Genomic DNA, 24955 nt, shown 5'->3' with positions numbered 1-24955 from the left:
GCGATCGTTGATTAAAATCAACTGCACATGGGTCGAAAAGAGCGATCAATAGCGCTCCCATGAACCTTCAAGGAGACGGCCATGCGCATGACATTTCTTGGCGCGGCGGGCACGGTCACCGGCAGCAAGTACTTGCTGGAGCATCGTGACCAGCATGTTCTGATCGATTGCGGATTGTTCCAGGGCTACAAGCAATTGCGCCTGCATAACTGGGAAGCGTTCCAGTTGCCCGTCCACGACCTCGATGCCATCGTCCTGACCCACGCTCATCTCGATCACAGCGGCTACCTGCCGGTGCTGGTGCGCAATGGCTATCGCGGGCCGGTCTACGCCACGCCCGCGACCTGCGAACTGGTGAAGATCCTGCTGCTCGACAGTGGCCGCTTGCAGGAAGAGGAAGCCGAGTTTGCCAATCGGCACGGGTTCTCCAAGCACACGCCAGCGTTGCCGCTCTACACCGAAGAGGATGCGCAACGGGCCTTGAGACTTTTGCGGCCGATCGAACTGCACCACCGGGTGGAAATTGTTCCCGGCATGAGCCTTTTTATGCGCTGCGCCGGGCATATCCTGGGCGCCGCCACCGTGGAGATTGTGGCCGATGGCACCACGCTGGTGTGCTCCGGTGACCTGGGACGGCCGAACGATCCCTTGATGTACGCCCCGGAACTCATCGAACAGACCGACTATTTGCTGGTGGAATCGACCTACGGCGATCGAAAGCACCCGGACGAGGACCCTGAAGCACAGTTGGCGGACGTCATCACCCGCACCGCGTTGCGCCATGGCGTTACCCTGGTGCCATCGTTTGCCGTCGGGCGCGCGCAGTTGTTGATGTATCACCTGTACCGGTTGATGCAGAAACGCGCCATCCCGGACTTGCCGATCTACCTGAACAGCCCCATGGCGACCGATGTCACGCTGCTGTACCAACGGTTTCGCAGCGAGCACCGGCTGTCACTGGAGGAGTGCGAAGGCATGTGCCATGTGGCGCAGTTCGTACGCACCACCAAGGACTCCATCGAACTGGACCAGCGCAACACCCCGGCAGTGATTATCGCCGCCAGTGGCATGGCCACCGGAGGACGGGTGATTCACCACCTCAAGACCCTGGCCCCCAACCCGGTCAACACCTTGCTGGTCCCGGGCTTCCAGGCCGGTGGTACCCGAGGCGCGCAGATTGTCGCGGGGGCGCCTTCGGTGCGGATCCATGGCAGGGATGTACCGATCCGGGCCGAGGTGGTCCCGATGCAAACCTTGTCCGCCCATGCGGACGCCGACGAAATCATGCAATGGCTGCGCGGGTTCAAGCGACCTCCCAAACACACCTATGTCGTGCACGGAGAGCCTAACGCTTCGGATGTGCTGCGCCGACGCATCAGCCTGGAACTGGGTTGGTCGGTCTCGGTGCCGGAATATCGCGACAGCGTCGACCTGACCCACATCGACCCGCCTTGACGTCCGGCACAGGGCAGGAGAGCGCATGAGCAACGCCGCAGTCGCCACGGAGCATCATCCGGCAATCGTTTCCAGCGGGCTGAGCAAGTGGTTTGGTGAAGGGAATGCGCGGATGAAGGCGGTGGATGAGGTGGCGCTGGTCGCGCAGTTTGGCGAAATGGTGTTCATTGTCGGGCCTTCGGGCAGTGGCAAGACCACGCTGCCGAGCATGATTTCCGGCATATTGCGGCCCGACGCCGGGACGGTCACGATCAATGCCTGGAAGTGGTCGGACTCAAGGATCGGGGGGGCATTCTGCCGGTCAAGCTTTCCGGTGGTGAGCAACAACGCGTCGCCATTGCCCGGGCGATCATCACGTTCTGGAATACTGGCCTGGCGTTTGGGAGGGTGCTCGAGCCGTTCGACATTTTCAGGGGGTGAGGTGAAGGCACGACCCCGGCAAGTTGTGTAGAACCAAAAAAAACCTTGCCGGTTTCCCGGCAAGGTGGGGCTGTCGCCCGGGATTCACTCGCCTTTGACTGGCACGACTTTATCCGCTTTCATCGCTTCGGGCTTTTTCGGCAACGAGATGCTCAGCACGCCTTTGCTGAAACTCGCTTCGATCTTGTCGGCATCGACCCCTTTGGGCAGGTTGAACATCCGCTCGAAGGAGCCATAGTGACGCTCGCTAAGGTGGTAACCCTTCCTTTTTTCTTCCTTGTCTTCTTTCTTTTCGCCTTTGATGATCAGATTGCCGTTCGACAGTTTGATCTCAATGTTCTTCTGATCCATGCCGGGCAACTCGGCGGTGATTTCGAAGCTTTTGTCTTTTTCGCTGATGTCCACGGCCGGCATGCCGTGTCCTGTCAGCTCACGCTTCCAGAAGGGCTCGACATCGAACAGCCCGCGTCCGAATGGCGACAGGCTCGAGCTGCGATTGAAGTCGTCGAACAGGTGATCGACCTGTTGCCGCAGCTTTTCCAGCGGTCGCCAGAGGTCTGTCGCCACAGGGTGCTGGCTGGCCTTTTCCTCGGGATGCTCGGGCATTTTTTTCACGGAATTGCTCATTTTTCATGACTCCTATGGTGAAGGGCAGGCTGCGAATGTCAGTCCACTCAGATCAAACGGGTAGTCAAAAATGTTCCGTCTCGGGCCTTGCGGGTGCGTTTTCATGGGCAGCCTTCGCGAGACGGGCGTTTGCGCAGACACCGATTCAAGGGGCGAGTGCTGACTCTAATTTCTGCGTAAACGCCCAAAGCGTGTTTGATTTAGATCAGGAGGAGGGCAAACACTATTGCTGTCCGATAAACGCCATCACCGAGAGGGGCCAAGGCTTGGGGAATGAGGCCAGCCAGTGATTTTCGACGGGCACATCCCTTGAAAATCAGTGGCTTGCGCAACTCATGTCGTGCTAGCCTACCGTTCTGCACGGCTTTTACAGTGGGCAAGACATTCGCCTGGGGCGGTACGATTCCGACTTTGGCCAGCACCCTTAAACAAGTTCTGTAGATCCATGATTTACGGAACTTTTTTATTCGCGTTGGCTTGAAAGATTTAGTCTGCAAAAGTACATTTGCGAACTTGCTTCACCCGGACGGGATGTATATATTCCCCCCTCTGCTGCACAAGGGTCAGCACTGCCGGATCGTAGGGGCAGGGTTCAGACCGCTTTACCGCGCTACCGCCCGAATGGCGAAACTGGTAGACGCATGGGACTTAAAATCCCCCGCTCGTAAGGGCGTGCCGGTTCGATTCCGGCTTCGGGCACCATATAAAACAAAGGCTTACGCTTAATGGCGTAGGCCTTTTTTGTTGGGCGGGTGGTTTTCGTGTCTATAACGTGTTTGTTAGGTGTTGGACACAAAAAAGCCTTGCAGCATCGCAAGGCTTTGTCCGGTTGGGCTGATCAGGTCGCCAGATTGATCAGGTGCGTCTGGATCATGTATCTACCTCTGCCAACATCTTAGGATCAACCAGATTCACAACCTCCCCAGCGGGAATCTCGAATATCTTTTCAAAATCGATCGGTCCAAGCAATTCCGCAGCTTGCCGCAGAAAATCATTGTTGAGCGAGTTGAGCATCTGTGCAGATGGCATCTTCCCACCTCGGAGAACTGACGCCTTCAATTCCGCCAGATTTGCTTGATGCTGTTGGCGAAGCTTGATTAGCCTGCTGAGTTTCTCACTCAGCCTTAGCACGCTGGCGGCATGCCGCTCGAATGAATCTGGTGCGTTTGCCAACATAGCGACACCCCACTGTGGGTCTGGATCTAGGTTTCTAATAGCGCAGCTTTTCGTGCGCTGCTGCCATGCCTGGCTATCGATGCCATATACTCCGTATAACGCCTTACTTACAGAATAGCCTCGTGCTTTCTGTACAACCAACGGACTGACGTTCGGCGCCTTCGTCGCCCACAGCACCTGGTTTGCCAACTGGTGGCATACGCCGTCGATCCCGTAAATCAATATAGTTCCACAGGCATCTACATCTGTTTTCGAGTAAGCGTTCGCCTTACAGAGGCAATCCGCGACCGGCAACGACCCTTGTGCAGATCCTATAAGGCCGTTCGGATGCTTCATAGATTTCCCTTTGGCATGGAAGTCCCCCCAACACAACCAGACACGGCCTCCATTTGCCTTCACGGCGTGAATACTGCGGTGAGGAGTGAGGTGGGTGTCGTAATCCGTCACCCATGTGTGGTCCACCCAAGAGCCGTCGATGAACGCTGGCGTTACCCAAACATAAAATAGGGACATCGCGACTCCTGTATGAGTTCGGCGAACGGTGGTGTAAGGAATCCCTTCTCTCCAAAATGACAGCCGTCTAGCTGATTGCAGTTTAGGTGGCACAACGCCGGGCGGTGGAGGCAACGACGGACGGCCTTACCGGACGCACCGCTCCAAATAAAAGCCGCTCACTGAGCGGCTTTTTTTCGCGTGCATTTCCAGCGCTCGTGACTCAGGAAGCCAGCGGCGATTCTGCTAGCACCTGCAGTGTGTCAGCTGTCTTGCTGCGACGGACCTTGAACCATGCAGCGTATAACGCCGGAACGAAGAAAATCGTCAGTAGCGTCGCCACGGAAAGCCCCCCCATGATCGCAATCGCCATCGGTCCCCAGAACACACTGCGCGTGAGTGGGATCATCGCGAGCACGGTGGCCAGCGCGGTCAGCATCACCGGACGGGTTCGGTGAATGGCTGCATCCAGCACGGCATTCCACGGGTCGCGCCCCTCGGCGATCTCGATTTGTACCTGATCGATCAGGATCACCGCGTTTCGCATGATCATGCCCCCCAGAGCGATGATGCCCAGGATCGCGACGAAGCCCAGCGGCGATTGAAACACCAGCAGTGCCGGCACCACACCAATCAGGCCCAGCGGTGCGGTCAGCATCACCATCCACATGCGGGAAAAATTCTGCAATTGCAGCATGAGTAACAGCAGGATGGTGATCAGCATCAGCGGAGCCACCGCGAGCAGCGCCTTATTGGCCTTTTCGCTTTCCTCAACCGCGCCACCCACATCGATACGGTAACCGGTCGGCAGCCTGGCTTCGACCTCCTTAAGCAATGGCCGGAGTTCCTGCGTCACCGATACACCCTGCTCACCATCCTTCACGTCGGCACGCACGGTGATCGCCATGTCACGATTGCGGCGCCACAGGACCGGCTCTTCCAGTTCAGAGCGCACCTGTGCGACTTGCGACAGAGGCACCACCGTGCCCTGGCGTGTGTAAAGGTTGATGTTTTTCAGGGTGTCGAGGTTCGAGCGTTCCTCTGGCACGGCACGGGCCACGATGTCGATCAGGTCCTCACGCTCACGCAGTTGCGACAGCGTTGCGCCGTTCATCACGGTCTGAGTCGCTAGCGACACGTCGGACGGCGTGAGGCCAAGCGCGCTCGCCTTGTCCTGGTCAAGCTCCACCTTCATCGTGCGCACGGGGTCGTTCCAGTCCAGCTGGAGATCGCGCACCTTCGGGTTGGACGCAACCACTTTCTCCACGTCGCGGGCGATCTTGCGCACCACCTGGGTATCGGGGCCTACCACGCGGAACTGCACCGGATAGCCGACGGGTGGCCCCAACTCGAGCCGGGTCACGCGCACCCATGCCTGTGGGAATTGCTGGTCGGCGGAGGCCACCAGCCGCGCACGCACCCGCTCGCGGGCAGCCAGATCCTTGGTCATCACAACGAACTGGGCAAAACCCGGATTCGGCAGTTCGGGGTTGAGCGAGAGATAGAAGCGCGGTGCGCCGGCGCCGGTGTAGGCCGTGTAAAAACGAACGTCCTCGTCTTTCGCCAGGATGTCCTCCATGTGCTTGACCTGCTCGGTCGTTGCGGCGAAGGAGGCGCCTTCCTTGACGCGTAAATCAATGACCAGCTCAGGGCGCGAACTGTTGGGGAAGAATTGCTGCGGCACCAGCTTGATGCACGCCAGGGCAAGCACCAGTGCGCCCACCGTCGCACCGATAACCACCCAGCGGTGCTCGATGGCAGCGTCGATCAGGCGGCGCAGGTTGCGGTAGAACGTTGTGTCGTGCTGATCGCTGTGCTGGTGCTTGCCCAAGTCGTTGGGCAGCATCTTGACCGCCAGGTACGGCGTGAAGATGCCGGAACAGATCCACGAGAACAGCACCGCGGCACCGACGATCCAGAAAATACCGCCCGCGTATTCACCGGTGGTGGACTTCGAGAGGCCGATCGGCAGGAAGCCCATCACCGTGATGAGTGCGCCGGTGAGGCGCGGCATGGCGGTGGACTGATAGGAGAAGGCGGCCGCTTTCACGCGGTCCATTCCGGTTTCCATCTTCGCCACCATCATCTCGATGGCGATGATGGCGTCATCCACCAACAGTCCCAACGCGATGATCAGTGAGCCGAGCGAGATGCGCTCGAGGTTCCAGCCCATCGCCAGCATCACCAGCGCTACGCCGCCCAGCACCAGCGGCACCGTGGACGCGACCACGAGGCCTGCGCGCCAGCCCAGGCTGGCCAGACTCACCGCGATCACGATGATCAGTGCCTCGGCCAGCGCTCGCCCGAAGTCCAGGATTGCGTCTTTCACCGTGGTGGGCTGGTCCGCCACCAGTTCCAGTTCCACGCCGTGCGGAAGCTCTGACTGGATCTTGGCAACGGCCGTGTCCATCGCCTTTCCAAGGTCCACGATGTTGCCATCGCTGGTCATGGTGATCCCGAGCATCAGCACCGGTTGGCCGTTGTGGCGGACCGTGTAGGTCGGCGGATCCTCGAAGCCACGTGTAACGGTCGCGATGTCGCCGAGCTTGATCAGCCGGCCGCCGGCGGAGATGGGGACGTTGCGGATGGCCTCTACGCCGGTGAATTGGCCGCTCACGCGCACCATGACGCGGTCGCCGTGGGTGTCAATCTGGCCTGCGGGCAACATTGCGTTCTGGCTCTTGAGGCTTTCGGCGATGGCGAGCGGTGTAATGCCCAGCGCTGCCAGGCGCTCGTGAGAGAACTCGACGTAGACACGCTTGGCCTGCTTGCCGATCAGATCGATCTTCTTGACCATCGGCACCTTCAGCATCTGGCGCTTGATGTCCTCGGCCGCGTCCGACAGCTCTGCCTGGCCTACGCCGTCGCCTTTGACGGCGTACATCAGGCCATACACGTCGCCGTACTCGTCGTTCAGGATCGGGCCAACCACGCCGTCAGGCATCTCCAGGCGCAAGTCGTTGAGTTTTTTGCGCGCCTGGTACCAGGCCTCGCGTTGATCGGCCTTGGAGGTGCCGCCGCGCACGGTGAGCGTCATGCCGGCGTAACCTTGCCGTGCGTAGGTCACCACCTTCTCGAAGTTATCGATCTGCTCGAATTTTTTCTCCATGCGGTTGAGGACCTGGTCCTGCAACTGCTGGGCGGAAGCGCCCGGCCAGATGACCATGGCGGTCATGGAGGGCACGGAAAAATTCGGGTCCTCGAGCTGGCCGAGCCGGGTGAAGCTGAAGGCGCCAGCCACCGCGACAATGAGGAGCAAGAACAGGACGATGGCGCGATGGCGCAACGCCCAGTCGGTGAGGTTGAAGTTGTTCATCGGGCGGCCTGCTGCGTAGTTTTCGCGTCGACAATCGCCGCGCCGGGAAGCGCGACTTTCATTCCGGACGTCATCTTCTGGACGCCGGCGGTGATGACCAATACGCCAGCCTGAGGCCCGGAGACGAGCACCTCGTCATTGCGGTAGCCCCAAACTGCCACACGTTCCAGTTCGACGATGCCTACCGGACTTTTGCCCGCTGGCGTGACCACCCACAGCGCTGGCTGACCACCGATTTGGGTCAGTGCCGTGGCGGGTACCGCCGCCACCGAGACACTTGCCATCACGCGCGTGGCTATTACTGTGGCGGTGGCGCCCAGCGGTAGCGCATGCACTGGCTTAAGCCGCGCGCGATAGGTGCGTGTCTGTGCTGCAGCCTGCGGCGACAGTTCGCGCAGCGTGACATCGAAGGTCTCATTCGGCGCACTGGCCAGCGAGGCCTTGAACTGCGCGTCCTTGAAGACAGACAACTGATCTTCGGGCACGTCAATGACGATCTCCGATTCATCCGGATTCGCGATCGAGATAACCGATTGGCCCTCCGCCACGACCTGGCCTGCCTCAAAGCGCATAGCCGTGACGACGCCGCTACGCGAGGCCCGCAGCAGGGTGTATTTGAGCCGGTTGCGCGCAAGCTCGAGCTTTCGAGCCTCGGCCTCGGCCGTCGCATGCGCGGTTTGGGCAGTGGTCTGCGCGCGCTCGGCATCGGCCGCACTGACCGAACCGTCAGCCATCAGAGCGGTCAGGCGCTGGCGGTCCGAGTCGGCCTGGTGCGTCTGCTCGACGGCAACTGTCCACTGTTGTCGCGACGCTTCCTCAGCGAGGCGGTAGTCGCTGTCATCCAGTACAGCCAGGATGTCGCCTTCGCGCACAAACTGGCCTACATCGACCTTGCGCTGGGCTACCTTGCCACCCACGCGGAAGGCCTGCTCGACTTCATGTCGCGACTGTACGGTGCCCACGTAGCGACTGACGTCGCGGGCATAGTCGTAGCTGATGGCTACGGTGCGCACCGGTCGTGGTGCTTGCTCGGTGGGCTGGTCGGGGCTGCACGCGCAAAGCATCGCGGCGACGGCCAGGGCGCCGGCCGCAATAAGGGAATTGTTCAAGACGGTTCCTCTTTGGAAAACGACAGATTCTTAGGAGAGTGGTGGCCGGTCGGCGGTGGTGGTGGCGGTAGGCGTGGTAGGTTGTTCGAACACCTGCCAGCCCCCGCCCAGTGACTTGTAGAGCTGCACGCTATCGAGCAGCAGGCGGGTGTTGCTTTCGTTGGCGCTCAGGCGTGCACTGAGGCGCGCACGCTGCGAATCCAGCAGAGGCAACAGGTCGATCTGCCCACGGTTATAGAGCGACTGGGCGCGATTCTGTGCCGTCTCCGCAGACGCGGCGGCCAATTGCAGCGACCCTGAGCGGCGGCGTTCCTGCGCAAGCGTGACGAGGGCGTTCTCCACATCCTCGAGTGCCCGCACGATGCCGTCCTCGGCGCGCAGCAGCGCCTCTTGTTGAGCACTTTCGGCCGCTTCGTTGATTGCTTGCGTGCGCCCCGCGTTGAAGAGCGGCATCGCCAGCAGGCCCGCGACGTTGGTGAAGCGCGCAGCGCCGAGATCGGCACCGTTCAGGTTGAGACCCTGGCGGCCGAAGGACGCGCCAAGAAAGAGTTGCGGGAACCACTCGGCTTTCGCTTGCTGGCGACGTGCATTGGCGGCGTCGAGCTGTGCCATCAGCGCCAGTACGTCAGGTCGGCGTTGCAGCAACTCGGCGGGCTGGCCGGGCTTGGCCTGCGGTACGTCGGCTAAATCACCACTCGAAGGCTGGATGTTCCTGGTGTTGAAAGACTGGTCGGCGATCAGCACCGCGATACGGTGACGTGCCACCGCTACCTGGGTTTCCAGTGGCGGAATCTGCGCCCGCGCCGACAAGGCGTCGGTCTGTGCGCGTTCGACGTCGAAGGCTGACGCCAGCCCCACCTGTTGACGCGCGGTGACCAGACGCAGCGTCTCGTCCTGCATTGCCGAGATAGCGCGCAGCGTTGCGACCTGGCGCTGTGCACCGACCAGTGTGAAATAGTTGCTGACGACATCGCTCATCACCAGCAGGCGTACTCCCCGCATGCTGTGTTCCGCGGCGAGCGCATCGGCGTCAGCCGCCGCTGCGCCGGCCCGCAGTCGGCCGCTCAGGTCGACTTCCCACGAGACATCCAGACCCACACTGGTGGTCTTGGTATCCGGATAGCCCTGTTTCGTAGTCGAGTTGTAACCACTGCTGCGGTCACTGCCGGACACCGATGCGCCGACGCTCGGCAGCAGCCAGGACTGGCTGACCGTTTCTCCGGCCCGGGCGGCACGCAAGCGTTCGGCGGCTATCTTGACGTCGCGGTTCTCCCGCGCGGCTCGGCGCACCAGATCCGTCAGCAACGGGTCGTGGTAGACCTCCCACCAGGCCGCCTCGGGCTCCAGCTCGGAGGCCGTACCGGCGGCGAAATTGCTCGGGACGTCGACCGATGGCTTGACGACAGGCGTGGAGCAGCCGCAAAGGGCGAGGGAAATCGACGTGACAAGGGCGGCCGCAATGGCGAACCCGCTCGCGCGTACAGTGCACTGAAAGGTTGTCCGATCGGTGTGACACGGCAATGGATGGGGGATGGAAAGGCGCGGCATGAGAGTGGACTCGTGTGGATTCGAGGTTGCGTCAGGGTAGGAACCTATGTGCGCGAAGTCGTCAGCGAACCGTCGCAATTCGGTCGCCATGGACACTTCACGGTGAGGCTGGATGGATCACTCGCCGCCGTTTTCTACCGCCGGCTCACTGCCTGCTGACGTTAGATCCGAGTCGATCGACTCCAGCAACTCTTCGGCGCACGAGAACTCGCGCTGACGCCCGGTGACCAGGTTTTCCAGGCGTCCCTTCAGGGCACCGGGCCCGGCGTCACTGCGCAGCTTGACGACGTATGAGCGGCGGCTCGGGTATTTGGATTCGGGGTTAAGGCTCATCGCAGACCTGCGGATCAAAAAGGTTCGATGCCAGCGTAAGCCGCCCCGTGGGAGGAGTCGTAAGCGAAAGGTCAGGATTCGGTCGGGACTGCGTTGGCCTCATTACAGGACCTTCCCGTCATTTCGACTTTGCAACCTTAATCAGTGCATGCGCACGTTTTATCAATTCAGTCCCATGTGTTTCGGGCAATTGGTCAATCAGCCTGCCCAATGCCAGGAAGTCCTCAGTCGTTGCGTCGTACTGCTCACACAGCTCAACCAAGGCGAGCAACTCCAGCCACGATGCTTCCTGGGCGCGAGCCTCCTCAATCGCACGCCGCACCGACTCGCTGCTGGCTTGCAACCGACCCTGAGCGCGCGCGATCGCGGCCTCCAGCAGCAACAGCTGCGGCAGGTATACGCGTTCGCCCAATTCCTCTCCCACCCGGAGGGCTTCCTGCAATTCAGCGTGCGCTGCGTCGTAATCGCCTGCCAGTAGCAGCGCCTCTGCGGCGTAGCCCAGTACTTCGCTGGCACCGGAGCGCATACCGAGTCCGGTGTGTTCCTCATAGGCCTCACGGATGTGCCGGTAACCGTCCTGAGGGGCGCCGTTGTGCGCGTCAGCCCAGCCGCGCCACCAGCGGCAAGCCGTGCGCCCGAGCGCGAGCGAATATTCATCGACGAGCTTCTGCATATCGTCAGCCAGCGCTGCCACCCGCACAGGGTTTCCCAGTCGTACCTCGATCAACACCTCCTGCCAGGTAGCGACCAGCCAGGTCATGGGTTGTCGAAGCGTATGCGCCCGGTTTCGTGCCCGCTGCATATGGGTTCGCCCTTGCTCAATCAGGCCAGAGCGCACCAACTCGATGGCCAGCATGCCGTGCAGCATGACCTGAGGATCTGTCGCAAAGATCTCGTTTGTCCCTATCCCCAGCGGCTCGGCGATCGCGAGGGCGCGTTCCAGCCAGCTGCGTGTCATTTTCGTGCGGCCCTGGAGGTGATGCACCTCGCCCCGAACGATGCATGCCGCCAGCATGAGCGCTTGATCGTTTGCGTTCAGGGAGAACGCTTCAGCACGCTCTGCCACCTCCAAAGCCCGCGAATAGTCGCCGCGCAGGCCGAGCAGATAGCCAAACCCGTGCAGCAGGCGACCGCGCATGGGGTGCTCGGGTACGTCCGCCTGCAGCCTGTAGGCACGTTCGAAGGCGTCCTTGGCTTTGCTGCCGACACCGAACATGTGGAAGGCCGACACTCCCTGCAACGTGGCCAGGGTGATTTCGAGCGTATCGCGTTCCGGCCCCTCGGGTGCCTGCATAAGCAGGATCAGGGCGCGCTCGGTGAGACTGATGCACAAGTCCGGACTGAAGTGCATGAGCGCGGCTTCTGCGGCCTCGGCGTAGTAGCGCAGCGCGATCATCGGCAGTCGGGCCCGGTCGAAGTGCATCGCCAGTTCCGAGGCAGCAATCGGCACTCCGGTCGTGCGTTCGTGCTCGAGGGCGGTGCCAACCTGGCCATGGAGATCGATGCGCAACTTGCGCGGCGTACGGTCATACAGCACCTGGCGAAACAGCGCGTGTCGGAACGAATAAGGAGGCTCTACCGCCTCGTCAACGTCGAGAGCCCGCGATTGTGTGAGCCATACCTGCTCCCGCATCAGTTCCTCACAGGTGCCGATCACGGAGGACAGATTGCGCTCGAGTGCCAGCGAAACCGTCTCAACCCGGAAGTCGGCCCCGCACACGGCGGCCGCAGAGAGGAGTGTGCGTTGCTCCGGACCCAGCCTGGCGATGTAGTGATCAATGATGGTGGCCAGGTTGTCGGGAACCGCCAGATCCGCCAGTCGAGCTCCGATGGTGGTTTCGTCTTCATTGGCATCCATCACTTCACTGGTGATGGAGGAAACGAACAACGGCACGCCGTCGGTCCGTTCGTGCAGGGCCCGCACGAAGGCTTCATCGCGTGCCAGTGAGGCTGAACGCAACGCCACATAGTCGGCGACCTCGGTTTCCGAAAACGGGTCGAGCACCAGTTCCTCGCACAAGCGTTGCAGACGCAGTTCGTGGCGCAATGAGCTGAGCGGATGATCGAGCGCCACCACCTCGGCAAGGCGGAAGCTTGACAGCCACATGAGCCGCGCGGGACCACGGCGTCGTGCCATGTAGTTGATCAGTTGAACCGTCGCCCGGTCGCTCCAGTGAAGGTCTTCGGTCACCAGCAAGAGTGGGCGCAGCTCTGTGTAGCGGTCCAACAGTTCACCAAATTCCCTCAGCATGCGTTCCGGGCCGACGCCGGCCAGTTCGCGCCGCAATGCGTCTCGCTCCTGCGTGGTACTCAACCAAGGCAATTGCAGGAGCCAGGTCGGCGCCACTTCGCGCAACGACTGCTGCAGGGTCGGGTCGCTGCGGCACAGGTCGGCCAACGCCTCAAGCAGCGGCAGGTACGGTTCGCCGGTGCCAAAGTGCTCAATGCAATGGCCGCGAGCGCAGGCGATACCGCCAAGGCCGGCAATAAAGTGTTCGATCAAGGTGGTCTTGCCGATCCCCGGTTCTCCAGCAAGCCAAACAACGGCCCGCTGGCCCGCACCGGCCCGCTCCCACGCCCGTTGCAGCCTGGAAAGTTCATCAAGGCGACCGATGAAGGTCGGCGACGGAGGTGTCCCGGGTGCCGTAACGGCCATGGTTGCAGGCGCTATCGAAGCGGGAGAGGGCGATACAGCGATAAAGCGATAGCCGCGGCGCGACACCGTCTCAATGAAACGAGGATGCCTGGGGTCATCGCCCAACACCTTGCGCAGATCGCTGATGGCCGTCTTCAGGACTGAATCGCTGACAAACCGATGCCCCCACACGGCATCCAGCAAGGCGTCTTTGGACACCAGCGACCCCGGCTGGCGTGCGAGCACGCATAACAACAGGAATGGGGTCGGTGCCAACGCCACCGCTTGCCCGTCACGCATCAAGCAAGCGTTGGCCTCGTCGAGTTCGAACCCGCCGAAGTCAAGCAGGACGGGGGTCGGATGAGGTTGCGGACGTGCCACGGTTGATTCCTAAAGACAGGGTGGTGCGATGGAAGATTCGCATGGGTTTGGTTGTTGGAAAAACGATGCCGGACTTCCTGATCCTGGCGATCCGTTCTCTTGCACAGACGGCACTGAAGTCCAGGGGCAGGCCGCTGCGGTCACGCTCGGCAGGCCTGGGCAGTTGCTCCCATGACAACGCTGATCGGCCCTGAAGCCAAGCGTCGTCGGTCGGAAACTGGCCCATGGGCAACCCCACTTCACGAGCCTTCTTCGCCTTAACGCGGCCAGTCACGCCTGGCTCTTCAACAAGTTCGTTCGACCTCATCGCGGTTTTTCAATGATCTCAAAAAATAATGACAAAAACATCAATATTGAAATATCTCTCAATTTTGCATACCTTGACTCTGCCTGACGATGAGACCTGTGCGCCTCACGACTTCAATCACAACAAGGGCTCGAAATGAACAACAACAAGAAAGTCTGCGAATTGCCTACCTCCGTCGTCGATGTGCTGGTCGTCGGTAACGGTCCGGTAGGTGCGACAATCGCGGCGCTGCTCGGCCGCTATGGGGTGACGACCCTGGTGGTGGACAAGCTCCATGAAATCGTCCTGATGCCTCGTGCCATTGCGCTGGACAACGAGGCCTTGCGCATCCTGCAACTCGCCGGATTGTCCGAGGACACTTTCGAGAAGATCGTTATCCCGGAAGTGAAGATGCACTCTCCGGTCCTCGGGCAATTCGGACGAGCCAATACCGAGGGATGTATCGACGGCCATCCCAAGCTTGTGACGTTCTATCAACCCGATCTCGAACGCGCGATGCGTGGTCAGGTTTCCCGGCTGAAATCAGTGACCAGCCTGGGTGGTTTCGAGCTGGAGAGTCTGGTCGAGGAAGCGGAGTGCGTGGTCGCCACCGTAAGGGATCAAGAGGGGCACTCGCATTCTGTTCGGGCCCGGTACCTGATCGGTGCGGACGGTGCCAGCTCCAGGGTCAGAGCGCTGATCGGCCAGGAGTTCGAAGGACAGACCTACGCCGAGGATTGGTTGATCGTCGATGCCAAGAACCGGCATCAGTCAGCCATCGATCACATTGAATTTATCTGTGATCCACGGCGGCCCACGCCGCACATGCCCGCCCCTGGTGGAAGGGAACGCTGGGAGTTTATGCTGCAACCCGGCGAGTCCCGGGAAGAGCTGGAAAGCCCCGAAAGCATCGCCCGGCTCATTGCGCCATGGGTCAATCCGCTGGAGCTGGAAATCGAGCGCAAGGCGGTGTATCGATTCCACGCGCGTTGCTGCAACCGATTCAGCAAGGGACGTACGTTCCTCGTCGGCGACGCCGCGCACATCACCCCTCCGTTCGTCGGGCAAGGTCTAGTAGCCGGCCTTCGTGATGGCGCCAACCTGGCTTGGAAGCTGGCCTGGGTCCTTCGTGGCCACGCCGCGCCCGCGATACTCGATACCTATGACACAGAGCGCCGTCCGCATGCCCAGGCGATGATCAATCTGGCGAAACTCATGGGGCGCCTGGTGATGCCCAAGAACAAGGTCGCGGCGTTCTTCATCCACGGCCTGATGCGCATGCTGGGGGTGACTCCCGCGACCAGAAGGTACTTCGAGCAGTTGGACATCAAGCCGAAGAACATCTTCAAGCAAGGCCTGTTCGTGCAGCATTGCTGGGGTGACAAGCTGGTACGCGGAAGCCTGTTTCCCCAAGCCTGGATTCGCACCCTGCAAAAGCAGATCAAGCTGAGCGACGATGCATTGGGAGACAACCTGACCCTGGTTGGATTCGGTGTTGACCCGTTGTCACTGCTCACCCCTGATCAGATCGTTGCCTGGGAAAAGATGGGCGGTCACTTCCTGGAGGTCAGACCTCGCGGCCAACGCTCCGGTGGCAGCTGTGACTTCATCGAAGACATGAACCATGAGATCCTGCCGCTGGCTGCCAAAGGAACACTGGTTGCCGTTCGTCCCGACCGCATCGTCATGCATCACGCTCCTGGCACAGAGGCAGGCCGGCTCCTTCAGGAGTGCCAGGGGCTGTTGATGAATGATGGCGCCACTCCCGACAGCGTTTCCATTACCATCAACGAGCCCATTAAATTACGAGCCTGACATGCCTACCCCCACACCTCCTTTGGAAACTGCTGTGCCAGAACCTCTCACCAGGGGGCACAAAAAGCGTGAGCGCACCCGTCGCGGTCTGGTAGACGCGGCATTGCGACTTGTCGCACGCAAGGAGGTGGGGGATATCGGATTGTTCGAAGTCGCCGCCGAGGCAGCCGTATCCAACGGCACCATCTACAACTATTTCCGAACGCGTGACGAAGTCCTCGAAGCGGTGGGCATTGCCATGGCCGCCGAGTTCTCCGACGCCATTACCGTCTTGAGCGCGGACGTTCAGTGCGCAGCGCAGCGGCTTTCGATTGGCGTACGCATGTTTGTGTGTCGGGCCGCCGCTGACCATCAATGGGCGAATGCGTTGCTACGCATCATCCATTTCGATCAGGCCATGCGCTCGCGATTGGCGACTCATGTCTTGGGTGATTTGCGTGAGGGTTTGCAGGCGGGGATTTTTGCTTATGAGGACGAGGGGATCGCCCTGGATTTGGTGTTGTCATGCACCACCGGAGCGATGCGCTCAGTTGCCGAGGGACGCGCAGCGGTGGAGCACGATGTGCGGGTCGCCGAAATGGTTCTCCAGGCCTTGGGCGTGACGCGCACCAAGGCCCGGAAAATCGCCGCAAGGCCACTACCCACCTGATCTCGGCTCATGCTTGATCGGTCAGGCGTTATTGATCCATTGCCGATAACGTTTCGCCTGGCGTCGGGATTTCAGTTGGTTGCTGATCAACGCCATGAACGGTGACATCCCAGGTCGTGTCGGCTTCCCTTGACTCAGCAGGCCGAGCTGCTTTTTGATCAGCGACGCCACTGCCAGTGACGCCAGCGCCTTGTTCTTCCAGCGGACGACGATGGGCTCCACTTCGGTGTCATGACCGGCCATCCACTGGCTGGGCAGGGTCGGTTCGAGGGCCAGCGCCGTGGCAAGCCCGACCATCGACACCGAGCCGCTCACCACTCGCTCCGCCACCTCTTTTCTACGCACGCCACCGGTGACCATCAGCGGCATGTCGGCGATCTTTCCTATCTTCTCCGCGAATTCCAGAAAGTAGGCCTCTCGAGCCAGGCTGCTGCCATCGCGGGTCTGCCCCTGCATCGCCGGGCTTTCGTAGCTGCCACCCGACAACTCGACCAGGTCGACCGCCTTGGCGTTGAGCATTTCCACCACGCGAGCTGCATCCTCGGCATCGAATCCGCCGCGCTGAAAGTCCGCGGAATTGAGCTTTACCGCGACACAAAAGATCGGTGCCACGCGCTGACGTATGGCGTCGATCGTTTGCAGGAGAATTTGCGCACGATTTTCCAGGCTGCCGCCCCAGCGGTCATCACGCCGGTTGGTCAGGGGCGACAAGAATTGACTGAACAGATAGCCATGCGCCGCATGAATTTCCACACCCGTAAACCCGGCACGCTCTGCCAGCACCGCCGCTTGGGTATAGCGCCCAATCAGTTCCTCGATCTCCTGCTCAACCAACGCCCTGGGCGGCACGAACGCTTTTGAAAGCCCGGGGATATCGACCGCAACGGCGGAGGGGCCTCTTGCCGGCTGTCCCATCGAAGCCAATAGCTGTCGTCCGGGATGATTAATCTGCATCCAGGCCTGAGCCCCGCCACTGCGGCAAGCATCGGCCCATACCCGGAAATTGCGCAGGTTGCGATCATCCTCGAGCACCACGCCCGCGGGTCCGGTCAAGGCGTGACGGTCGACCATTACGTTGCCCGTGATGATCAGGCCGGCCCCACCTTCTGCCCAACCTCGATAAAGCCTGGTCAAGGCTTCCCCGGGAGCGTGATGCTCATTGGCAAGGTTTTCCTCCATGGCTGCCTTGGCGATTCGATTGGGAATCACTACACCATTGGGCAATTGAAGCGGTTCAAAGAGCTTGGAGGCGGTCATGTCTTGTCCTTCCGTTAACGAAAAGCGGGCGGTCTTCATTCAAATGGGCGACGCCCCTGAAGCAACGTCATTCCCGCGCTATATCGGTCTACCTGGGCTTGGGGGCGTGCTCACCGATAGACGGCTTTGAATGACTGTCCAGTGAATGCCCCCGTCGACATGAATCTGAACACGCATGTTCAATTGAGTCAATGCACAGGTATCGGAAACGTGCCGGACGCTCTGGCAAATCATTTTGTCGATAAGATAAATACAGGTCGTGAGGGCATTTATTCGAAAAATATCTTTTCATTGTAAAAAGTAGATTGACGTAAATCGAACGCGCGTGTTCAATTGGTCCATGAGGCAATCTTGGGAAAAGACCATGGAAACCCTGAATCCAACACAGCGTCGCATTCACCAGGCCGCTTTTCGCCTGTTCGCGGAAAAAGGCACTGCTCAAGTGAACATCCTCGACCTTGCACAAGAGGCAGGGGTGGCGCGGGGCACGGTTTATAGCAACATCGAGAGCATGGAAGGCCTGTTCGAGGCGGTCGCCAGCCATCTCGCCAGAGAGATGCATGAGCGGGTTAACAAAAGCTTCGATTCACTCTCCGATCCCGCTCAGCGACTGGCCAACGGCATACGATTCTTCATCCGTCGAGCTCACGAAGACTCCCACTGGGGGGCCTTCATTCATAAGTTCGCCATGAGCAACGCTTCGCTGCGGGAAATGTTCAGCAGCCAGGCGACGACGGATCTCCTGAGCGGACTGTCCACCGGTCGATACCTGTTTCAGCAAGAGCAATTGCTCTCTGTCCTGACGCTGATATCGAGCAGCGTCCTCGGCTCCATTTTCCTGGTGCTGGAAGGGCACAAAACGTGGCGCGAATCGGGCGCTGATACGGCCGAGTTCGTACTGCGGTCCCTGGGTGTGCCTCTGGAGGAGGCTAGAGCGCTGGCGACCATGGAGTTGCCGGTACTTCCCCCGATCAACTAAGCGCGATAACGAGACATGATAAACCCCTGGCGTTTTCAGGGGTTCAGGGACCGCTTTGCCCTAAAAAACCGGATAACAAGAACAATGAACAACAAAAATGCAATGCCCCAGTTGGCGACGCCCCAGCCAGCCCGACATCCGCAACCGACGGTGAAGGCCCAAGGTCTGACGCACCTGATTTTTCAAAGGTCGGACTTGAATGAGGCCGCGCGGTTTCTGACTGACTTCGGTTTGACCGCCAGCCATCAGAGCGCCGAAACGCTGTATCTGCGCGGCACTGAGCCAACGGCCTATTGTTATCGCGTGCACCGTTCGGAAAAGCCGGGTTTTGTCGGTTTCGGCCTGGCAGTCGAATCGCTCAAGGATCTGGAGAAGCTGATGCAAATTCCAGGTGCATCCAAGGTCGATGCCTCAATGCATCCTGGCGGCGGGCACTGCGTCAGGCTGACCGATCCTTCCGGGTTTGTCGTCGAAGCGGTTTACGGTCAGACGCCCGGTAAAAGCCTGGAACACAGGGCTCCGCTTCCCTGGAATCTGGCGCAAGAGCAGCCGCGAATCAATGCCACACAGCGCCCGCCTATCACACCGCCTGAAGTGCTCAAACTGGGTCACGTCGTCATTGAAGTGGCCGACTATCAGGCGACCTGTGCCTGGTACACCCGGCATTTCGGGTTCATTCCCAGCGATATACAAGTACTCCCCGACGGCACCCCCATCGTCGCTTTCATGCGCCTTGATCTCGGTGACAGGCCGGCAGATCACCATACGCTCGCGATCGCGCAGGGGTTCATGGCGACTTACAGCCATAGCGCCTATGAGGTCGTCGATGCAGACGCGGTGGGCATGGGGCAACGGGTTCTGCGAGAGCGGGGCTGGGAGCACTCGTGGGGAATTGGCCGGCACATCCTGGGCAGTCAGATCTTTGATTACTGGCAAGACCCTTGGGGTGACAAGCACGAGCACTACTGCGACGGGGATATTTTTACCGCCACACAACCTACGGGCATCCATCCCGTGAGTCCCGAAGCGATGGCGCAGTGGGGGCAGCGCATGCCCAAGAGTTTTACAAAACCCAGGATGAGCTTCAGCAATGTACGAGCGCTGATCCGCAACCTGCGGCGCAGCCCGGACTTGACGATTGGCAAGTTGATCACGCTGATGCGGATGTTCGGGTAGAGCGGCCGCTCTGTCGGGCAACGCTAAACGGCAGGGCCGTCGAGAGGTGCTCAAAGCCGTTGCCTTGATCGCCCGCCGCGAGTTGATCGACAGCGTCGTCAGCCCACCCTCAGAACAACACCACAGTTCTCGCGCCATCGAGTGCGGGACAAACATTGCTCCAGGAGTACCTTCAATGTCTGCTGTACACGTAGTCCGCTTTGAGTTTGAGAACGGTATCCACTGGGGCGTGTTGCGCCAAGACCGTATCACGATCGTCCCGGGCAATTTTGAGACCACGGGTGACTTCATCAGCCAGAACAGTATCGATGCACTCGCGCGGCTGAACGGTGCTGAGCTCGAAGCGCACACAGTGAAACTGCTGTCGCCGGTGACCCGCAATCAACAGTTCGTCTGCCAGGGCGCCAACTACCGTCAGCACATGATTGAGTCGGGCATGGACCCGGATGCGAAGAAATACAACATGATGTTCACCAAGGCGACCAGTTGCCTGGTGGCTGCTGACAGCGTGCTGATCAAGCCACGCAAAGTGCGCTTCCTTGACTATGAGATCGAACTTGGGCTCGTAATGAAGCGCGCAATCAGCGGCCCGGTGACCGTCACCGATGCCAACCTGCATGAGTTCATTGCTGGTGTGGTCATTGTCAACGACTACTCGGCACGCGACATTCAGATCCCCCAGATGCAGTTCTACAAGGGCAAGAGCTTCCGTACTTTTGGTCCGGTCGGCCCCTACCTCTGTCTGCTGGATGCCCAGCACATGCATTACCTGAAAGCATTGCAGTTGCGCCTGACGGTCAACGGCGAGGTGCGTCAAAGCGACAGCACGGCCAACCTGGTGTATGGCCCCGCTGAAACCCTGACTGAATTCTCCTCTATTCAAGATTTCGCCCCGGGGGACCTGATCGCCACCGGTACGCCGGCGGGTTGCGCGCTGACCATCCCTTCGCCCGCCAAACAGCGCATTGCGGCCTTGATGCCAGAAGCCACGAAGTGGAAGCTTTTCCTCAAGGCGCAGGAAGGGCGCACGCAATATCTCAAGCCCGGAGACGTCGTCGAAGCGCGCATTCGCAGCGCCGATGGTGTCATTGACCTGGGCGTGCAACGTAACCGAGTCGTAGAGGAAGCCTGACGATGATGGTGCGAACGCTGAACGACATTGAACGTATTGAACAGGTGCCTTTGGCGGAGCGTGGCCTCGCTTCAAGCACCTATGAAGCACTGACACGCACAGCCGAGCTTGACCCCAACGCGCCTGCACTGAGTTTTTTCGCCGACGCGACCTGCTTCAGGAACACCCATTGCTGGAGCTATGCCGAGCTCGTCGAAGATATCACCCGCGCGGCGAATGCCTTCCACGACCTGGGCATAACGCCGGGCGAGGTGCTGGCGTTCATCCTGCCCAACCTGCCGGAAACCCACTTCACCATCTGGGGAGGGGAGGCGTCCGGTGTCGTCATGGCGATCAATCCGCTGCAAGAGGCCAAACAGATGGCGGCCTTGCTGCGGGCCGCCAAGGCCAGTGTGGTGGTAACGCTCGCCCCGACGCCCGGCAGTGACCTGTGGCCCAAGCTGGCCTCGCAGCTGGATCAACTTCCCGAGATCAAGCACGTCGTTTGGGTGGACATGGGGCCCTATGTCGATGTCACTCAGCGTGTATTGCTTGCATCCCTTGCAAAGCAAGAACGTGAGTTGCACAAGGGGGCCACGATTCACGAGTTACGGACGTTAATGGATGCTCAGCCAGGCACGCACCTGAAAAGCGACCGGCAATTGCGCCCTGAGGATCGTTCCTCTTACTTCTGTACCGGCGGTACCACCGGGCTGCCCAAAATCGCGATGCGTACCCATGGCGCGGAAGTCTTCAATGCGTGGGCCATGGCTGCGCACATGCAACCACTTGGGCGTAGCCAGGTCATTTTCTGTGGGTTGCCGCTGTTTCATGTCAATGCACAGCTGGTGACCGGCCTGATGCCTTGGACCCAAGGCGATCATGTCATCCTCGGCACTCCGAACGGTTATCGCGGCGAGGGTGTGATTCCCCGCTTCTGGGAGATGGTCGAGCACTTCGGCATCAACTTCTTCTCCGGCGTTCCAACCGTCTATTCCGCACTGTTGCAAACCGGGCTGGAAGGCCGCGACCTGTCCAGCCTTCGGTATGCCATGTGTGGGGCCGCGCCGATGCCGATCGAACTTTTCCGGGAGTTTGAAGACCGGACCGGGGTCAAGATCCTCGAAGGCTATGGACTCACGGAAGGCGCGTGCGTCTCCTCGGTTAATCCACCCCATGGCGAGCGCCACATCGGCTCCATCGGTATACGGGTTGCCTACCAGGACATGCGCGCTGTCATGCTCGATGACGCTGGTGAGTACTTGCGCGACGCCGGCATCGACGAAGTGGGCCTGATCACCATCACGGGTCCGAACCTGTTCGAGGGCTACGTTGAGCAAAGCCATAACCGCGGCGTGTGGATCGAGATCGATGGGCAGCGCTGGCTGAATACGGGCGATCTGGGGCGCCAGGATGAAAACGGCTACTTCTGGCTGACCGGGCGCAAAAAGGAGCTGATTATCCGCGGTGGCCACAATATCGATCCCAAGCAAATCGAAGAGGCACTGCAAGCCCATCCAGCCGTGGCGATGGCGGCTGCCGTTGGCAGCCCGGACGCCTATTCCGGTGAAGTACCGGTCGCTTATGTGCAATTGCGACCGGACCACGAATGCTCCGTCGAAGAACTTGAGCAATTTGCTCAGCGCCACATCAGTGAGCGAGCAGCCGTACCCAAGCGCATCGAAATCCTCGAAGCACTGCCATTGACGGCGGTTGGCAAGATCTTCAAGCCCGCCTTGCAGCAGCGCGAAGTGGCCCGAACAGTGCTGAAGGAAGTGGAGCGTATGTGTCTGAAGGATGTTGCGGTAGAGGTGATTCAGCATGAACGACGAGGGTTGGTCGCCTGCATCCGTGCCGGGCGAGAGCGAGAGTCCCTGGCCCTTCTTTTAGGTCGCTACAACTTCCAGGTGGAGTGGCTCAATTGATCCTGACCTCGTAAGTTCGACACCTTGGCCCTGATAGTAGTCAGTCAGGGCCTTTCACAACTTCGATCAACTCCAACCGGCACTTCCAAGTGCACCGGAAGGCGACGCTTTGCCTGCGCACCAATCAATAACAACAATACGAGGTGGGAAATGAAACTGAGCAACCGTGCAACCCCGTGTCTCTCCGGCGCGCGAGAAGTGTCTTCCTGGATTAGATTCGCAGGTGCCGTGGCGATACTCGGCGCTTCCACAAGCGCCGGGGCCAATGGCATTGCCTTGAACGAACAAAGTGCAAGTAGCGCGGGAACTGCTTATGCCGGAAGATCGTCTTCCGCGCTGGACGCCAGCACCATCTTTGGCAACCCTGCGGGCTTGACCAAATTGAAGCGTACCGAGATTTCCGGCGGAGCCGCGGTCATCTCGGTGAGCGATGACATCAGTAATGCGCAGAGCAGTGCCCCGGGAACGAATAAAGGGGACTCGGTACCTTTGGGGGTCGTGCCCTTCGTCTATATGTCGACGCCGCTTGACGATCGTTTTTCGATTGGTCTGGGCCTTTATGCCCCCAGTGGTCTGATCAATGACTACGAGAACAGTTTCCAGGGCCGATACCATGGTTCCTATAGCACGACCAAGGAAGTAACCCTGCAGCCCACCATTGCCTATCGGATTAACGATTACGTGTCCATTGGTGGCGGACCGACCATCAACCGTTTCACTGCAAAGCTTAAGAATGACTTGGCCACCGGCGCCCTGAACAACGGCCAGGACACAGAGGTCACTATCAAAGGCGATGACACGGCACTTGGCTACAATCTCGGCATCTTGTTTAACTTGAGTGAGGCGACAAGTTGGGGGATTAACTATCACTCAAAAGTGGATTATCACCTCGAAGGGCATACTGAGGTTGCCGGCTCCCCGAGCGTTATCCCGCTGGACGGAAACTACAAAAGCAAGATAGACATCACGATGCCCGAGTCGGTGGATACGTCCATCACCCATCATTTCAATAATCGCTGGACGGGGTACCTGGGGACCACCTGGAAACGTTGGAGCCGGATCGAGAAGGTCGAGACCAATAACAGCGGTCTTTCCCCCTTGGGCGAGGCGGCTGGTCTGGGACGTATGACCGAAGAAATGAACTGGCGCGACACTTGGTCTGCCGCAGTTGGCGCATCCTATCAATTGAATCAGCAATGGCTGCTGCGCGCAGGCTACGCCTATGATCCGTCGCCCATCAGGAATGCCGATCGCAGCGTGCGGATCCCGGTGGGTAACCGTCAAGCCGTGACGATCGGCGGTGCTTATTCGCCGAATGCCGATCTGACGATCGACTTTGCCTACGGTTATCTCTGGGATTCCAAAGTTTCCGTAAAACAGTCGAACGACTCCGGTCTTCAACCTGAATACAGTGCCAACTACAACAATAGTGCGAATGGCGTTTCGGTTCAGGCCACCTATCGGTACTGACCGCTCTGCCCCAGCGCATTTTCACTGCCAATGGATTGAATGTTTTCCAGCGCCCATGACTGAACCTGTCATGGGGGCTCTTTACAGCGGGCGGACGCTACGCGTTCCACGGCGTTAGTAGCCATGCCTGATCGAGGTGCTTTACCAGGCACCTTGCTGTCGGTGCACTCTCCACAAGAGGGTCTCTGTTTTATCTCTGCGCCTGTCAGAAGGTCGTCGCTATCCGTGGCGATTTGGAAGACCCCGAACTCGCGCTCCGCGAGTTCGGGACGGCGCCACCAAATTAAGTAAATCAAAGTCCGGAGGTGTTGTGTTGCTATATCGCTACGATTTACTTAAGTGAATGGCAGCTTTTGGCCGATTCTGTTGAAAAAGTCGCCCCGTCCTGACTGCCCACGAACTGACCGCTGAAAATGCGTTTTTTGCGCGCCGCTACGCGAAATCTGAGCCCGGGAATCCTCTGTTCAAAGTAAAGATTTCAATCTCAAGCGCGTACTTTTCTGCCGTGGAGACCATGGCCGACTTTTTCAACAGAATCGGCCGTTCTCTGCCAGTCGTCACTACGGCGTGTGCTGGTTAAGTCGAATGCAAACGGTTGGTCAGCATGGGATGAAACGATGAAAGCTCATCCCTCCGTATCCCAACTCTCGAACTATTGGCGGCTGACATGAATGCGTGTCTGGAGCGAATGCTTCCTGTGGATACGCGTCTTATTGCTCGCATCCTTCGCTAGTCGATCAGATTGATGTTCACCTCAATACGCCGCTCTTGGCGGAGGACGAATAAATCAGGGCC

The 24955-nt window shown here is 59.7% G+C and carries 17 protein-coding genes and 1 tRNA gene; 10 read left to right on the top strand and 8 right to left on the bottom strand.

Annotation, left to right across the window (positions count from 1 at the left end):
* Nucleotides 1-81: 81 nt before the first annotated feature.
* Nucleotides 82-1455 carry an MBL fold metallo-hydrolase gene (locus JQF37_RS27635; protein WP_130208167.1) on the top strand — a complete coding sequence of 458 codons (1374 nt, stop codon included), beginning with the start codon at nt 82-84 and terminating at the stop codon, nt 1453-1455.
* Between the two features lie 25 nt (nt 1456-1480).
* Nucleotides 1481-1906, top strand: coding sequence for an ATP-binding cassette domain-containing protein (locus JQF37_RS27630; protein ID WP_130208165.1), 426 nt, complete (start codon nt 1481-1483; stop codon nt 1904-1906).
* A gap of 53 nt (nt 1907-1959) precedes the next feature.
* On the opposite strand, the gene JQF37_RS27625 is transcribed toward JQF37_RS27630, so the two are convergent.
* Entirely contained in the window at nt 1960-2502 is a 543-nt protein-coding gene (locus JQF37_RS27625; protein WP_130208163.1) for an Hsp20/alpha crystallin family protein, read from the bottom strand.
* Between the two features lie 615 nt (nt 2503-3117).
* Here JQF37_RS27625 and JQF37_RS27620 point away from each other — a divergent pair.
* Nucleotides 3118-3204 (top strand) — tRNA-Leu (locus tag JQF37_RS27620).
* Nucleotides 3205-3372: 168 nt separating this feature from the next.
* On the opposite strand, the gene JQF37_RS27615 is transcribed toward JQF37_RS27620, so the two are convergent.
* The 6 genes from JQF37_RS27615 to JQF37_RS27590 all read right to left on the bottom strand — a co-directional run bounded on the left by JQF37_RS27615 (nt 3373) and on the right by JQF37_RS27590 (nt 13492).
* On the bottom strand, nt 3373-4191 hold the full coding sequence (locus JQF37_RS27615; protein WP_130208162.1) for a hypothetical protein: 819 nt from the start codon (nt 4189-4191) through the stop codon (nt 3373-3375).
* A gap of 202 nt (nt 4192-4393) precedes the next feature.
* Nucleotides 4394-7486, bottom strand: a complete 3093-nt coding sequence (locus JQF37_RS27610) for an efflux RND transporter permease subunit (RefSeq protein WP_130208160.1) — start codon at nt 7484-7486, stop codon at nt 4394-4396.
* The gene (locus tag JQF37_RS27605; RefSeq protein ID WP_130208158.1) at nt 7483-8595 is read right to left on the bottom strand and encodes an efflux RND transporter periplasmic adaptor subunit; all 1113 of its coding nucleotides are present in this window, start codon (nt 8593-8595) and stop codon (nt 7483-7485) included. The genes JQF37_RS27610 and JQF37_RS27605 overlap by 4 nt, the downstream gene beginning before the upstream one ends.
* A gap of 30 nt (nt 8596-8625) precedes the next feature.
* Nucleotides 8626-10143 carry a TolC family protein gene (locus JQF37_RS27600; RefSeq protein ID WP_130208156.1) on the bottom strand — a complete coding sequence of 506 codons (1518 nt, stop codon included), beginning with the start codon at nt 10141-10143 and terminating at the stop codon, nt 8626-8628.
* Between the two features lie 117 nt (nt 10144-10260).
* Nucleotides 10261-10476, bottom strand: coding sequence for a hypothetical protein (locus JQF37_RS27595; protein ID WP_130208154.1), 216 nt, complete (start codon nt 10474-10476; stop codon nt 10261-10263).
* A 118-nt stretch (nt 10477-10594) separates the two neighbouring features.
* Complete coding sequence (locus tag JQF37_RS27590) at nt 10595-13492, bottom strand: AAA family ATPase (RefSeq protein ID WP_204149868.1); 2898 nt, start codon at nt 13490-13492, stop codon at nt 10595-10597.
* Between the two features lie 442 nt (nt 13493-13934).
* Here JQF37_RS27590 and JQF37_RS27585 point away from each other — a divergent pair, with 442 nt between their 5' ends.
* Both JQF37_RS27585 and JQF37_RS27580 read left to right on the top strand, forming a co-directional pair.
* Nucleotides 13935-15593, top strand: coding sequence for a bifunctional 3-(3-hydroxy-phenyl)propionate/3-hydroxycinnamic acid hydroxylase (locus JQF37_RS27585; RefSeq protein ID WP_130208150.1), 1659 nt, complete (start codon nt 13935-13937; stop codon nt 15591-15593).
* A 1-nt stretch (nt 15594) separates the two neighbouring features.
* Nucleotides 15595-16242 carry a TetR/AcrR family transcriptional regulator gene (locus JQF37_RS27580; RefSeq protein WP_130208148.1) on the top strand — a complete coding sequence of 216 codons (648 nt, stop codon included), beginning with the start codon at nt 15595-15597 and terminating at the stop codon, nt 16240-16242.
* A gap of 21 nt (nt 16243-16263) precedes the next feature.
* Here JQF37_RS27580 and JQF37_RS27575 read toward each other — a convergent pair whose 3' ends face one another.
* A complete protein-coding gene (locus tag JQF37_RS27575) occupies nt 16264-17499 on the bottom strand; it encodes an NADH:flavin oxidoreductase/NADH oxidase family protein (protein WP_130208146.1) in 1236 nt (411 codons plus the stop codon).
* A gap of 364 nt (nt 17500-17863) precedes the next feature.
* Here JQF37_RS27575 and JQF37_RS27570 point away from each other — a divergent pair, with 364 nt between their 5' ends.
* From JQF37_RS27570 to JQF37_RS27550, 5 genes are all read left to right on the top strand, one after another.
* Complete coding sequence (locus JQF37_RS27570; protein WP_130208144.1) at nt 17864-18478, top strand: TetR/AcrR family transcriptional regulator; 615 nt, start codon at nt 17864-17866, stop codon at nt 18476-18478.
* Nucleotides 18479-18562: 84 nt separating this feature from the next.
* Complete coding sequence (locus JQF37_RS27565; protein ID WP_130208231.1) at nt 18563-19654, top strand: VOC family protein; 1092 nt, start codon at nt 18563-18565, stop codon at nt 19652-19654.
* 175 nt (nt 19655-19829) lie between these two features.
* Complete coding sequence (locus JQF37_RS27560; protein ID WP_130208229.1) at nt 19830-20786, top strand: fumarylacetoacetate hydrolase family protein; 957 nt, start codon at nt 19830-19832, stop codon at nt 20784-20786.
* A gap of 2 nt (nt 20787-20788) precedes the next feature.
* Complete coding sequence (locus JQF37_RS27555) at nt 20789-22690, top strand: acyl-CoA synthetase (RefSeq protein ID WP_130208142.1); 1902 nt, start codon at nt 20789-20791, stop codon at nt 22688-22690.
* A gap of 150 nt (nt 22691-22840) precedes the next feature.
* Nucleotides 22841-24160, top strand: coding sequence for an outer membrane protein transport protein (locus tag JQF37_RS27550; protein ID WP_130208140.1), 1320 nt, complete (start codon nt 22841-22843; stop codon nt 24158-24160).
* Nucleotides 24161-24955: the final 795 nt, after the last annotated feature.

The sequence above is a fragment of the Pseudomonas sp. MIL9 genome, from assembly GCF_016887925.1.
In the GTDB taxonomy this organism is placed as follows: domain Bacteria; phylum Pseudomonadota; class Gammaproteobacteria; order Pseudomonadales; family Pseudomonadaceae; genus Aquipseudomonas; species Aquipseudomonas mohnii.
The sequence above is the reverse complement of the archived record's forward strand: the minus strand, read 5'-3'. Positions and strand labels throughout refer to the sequence as shown.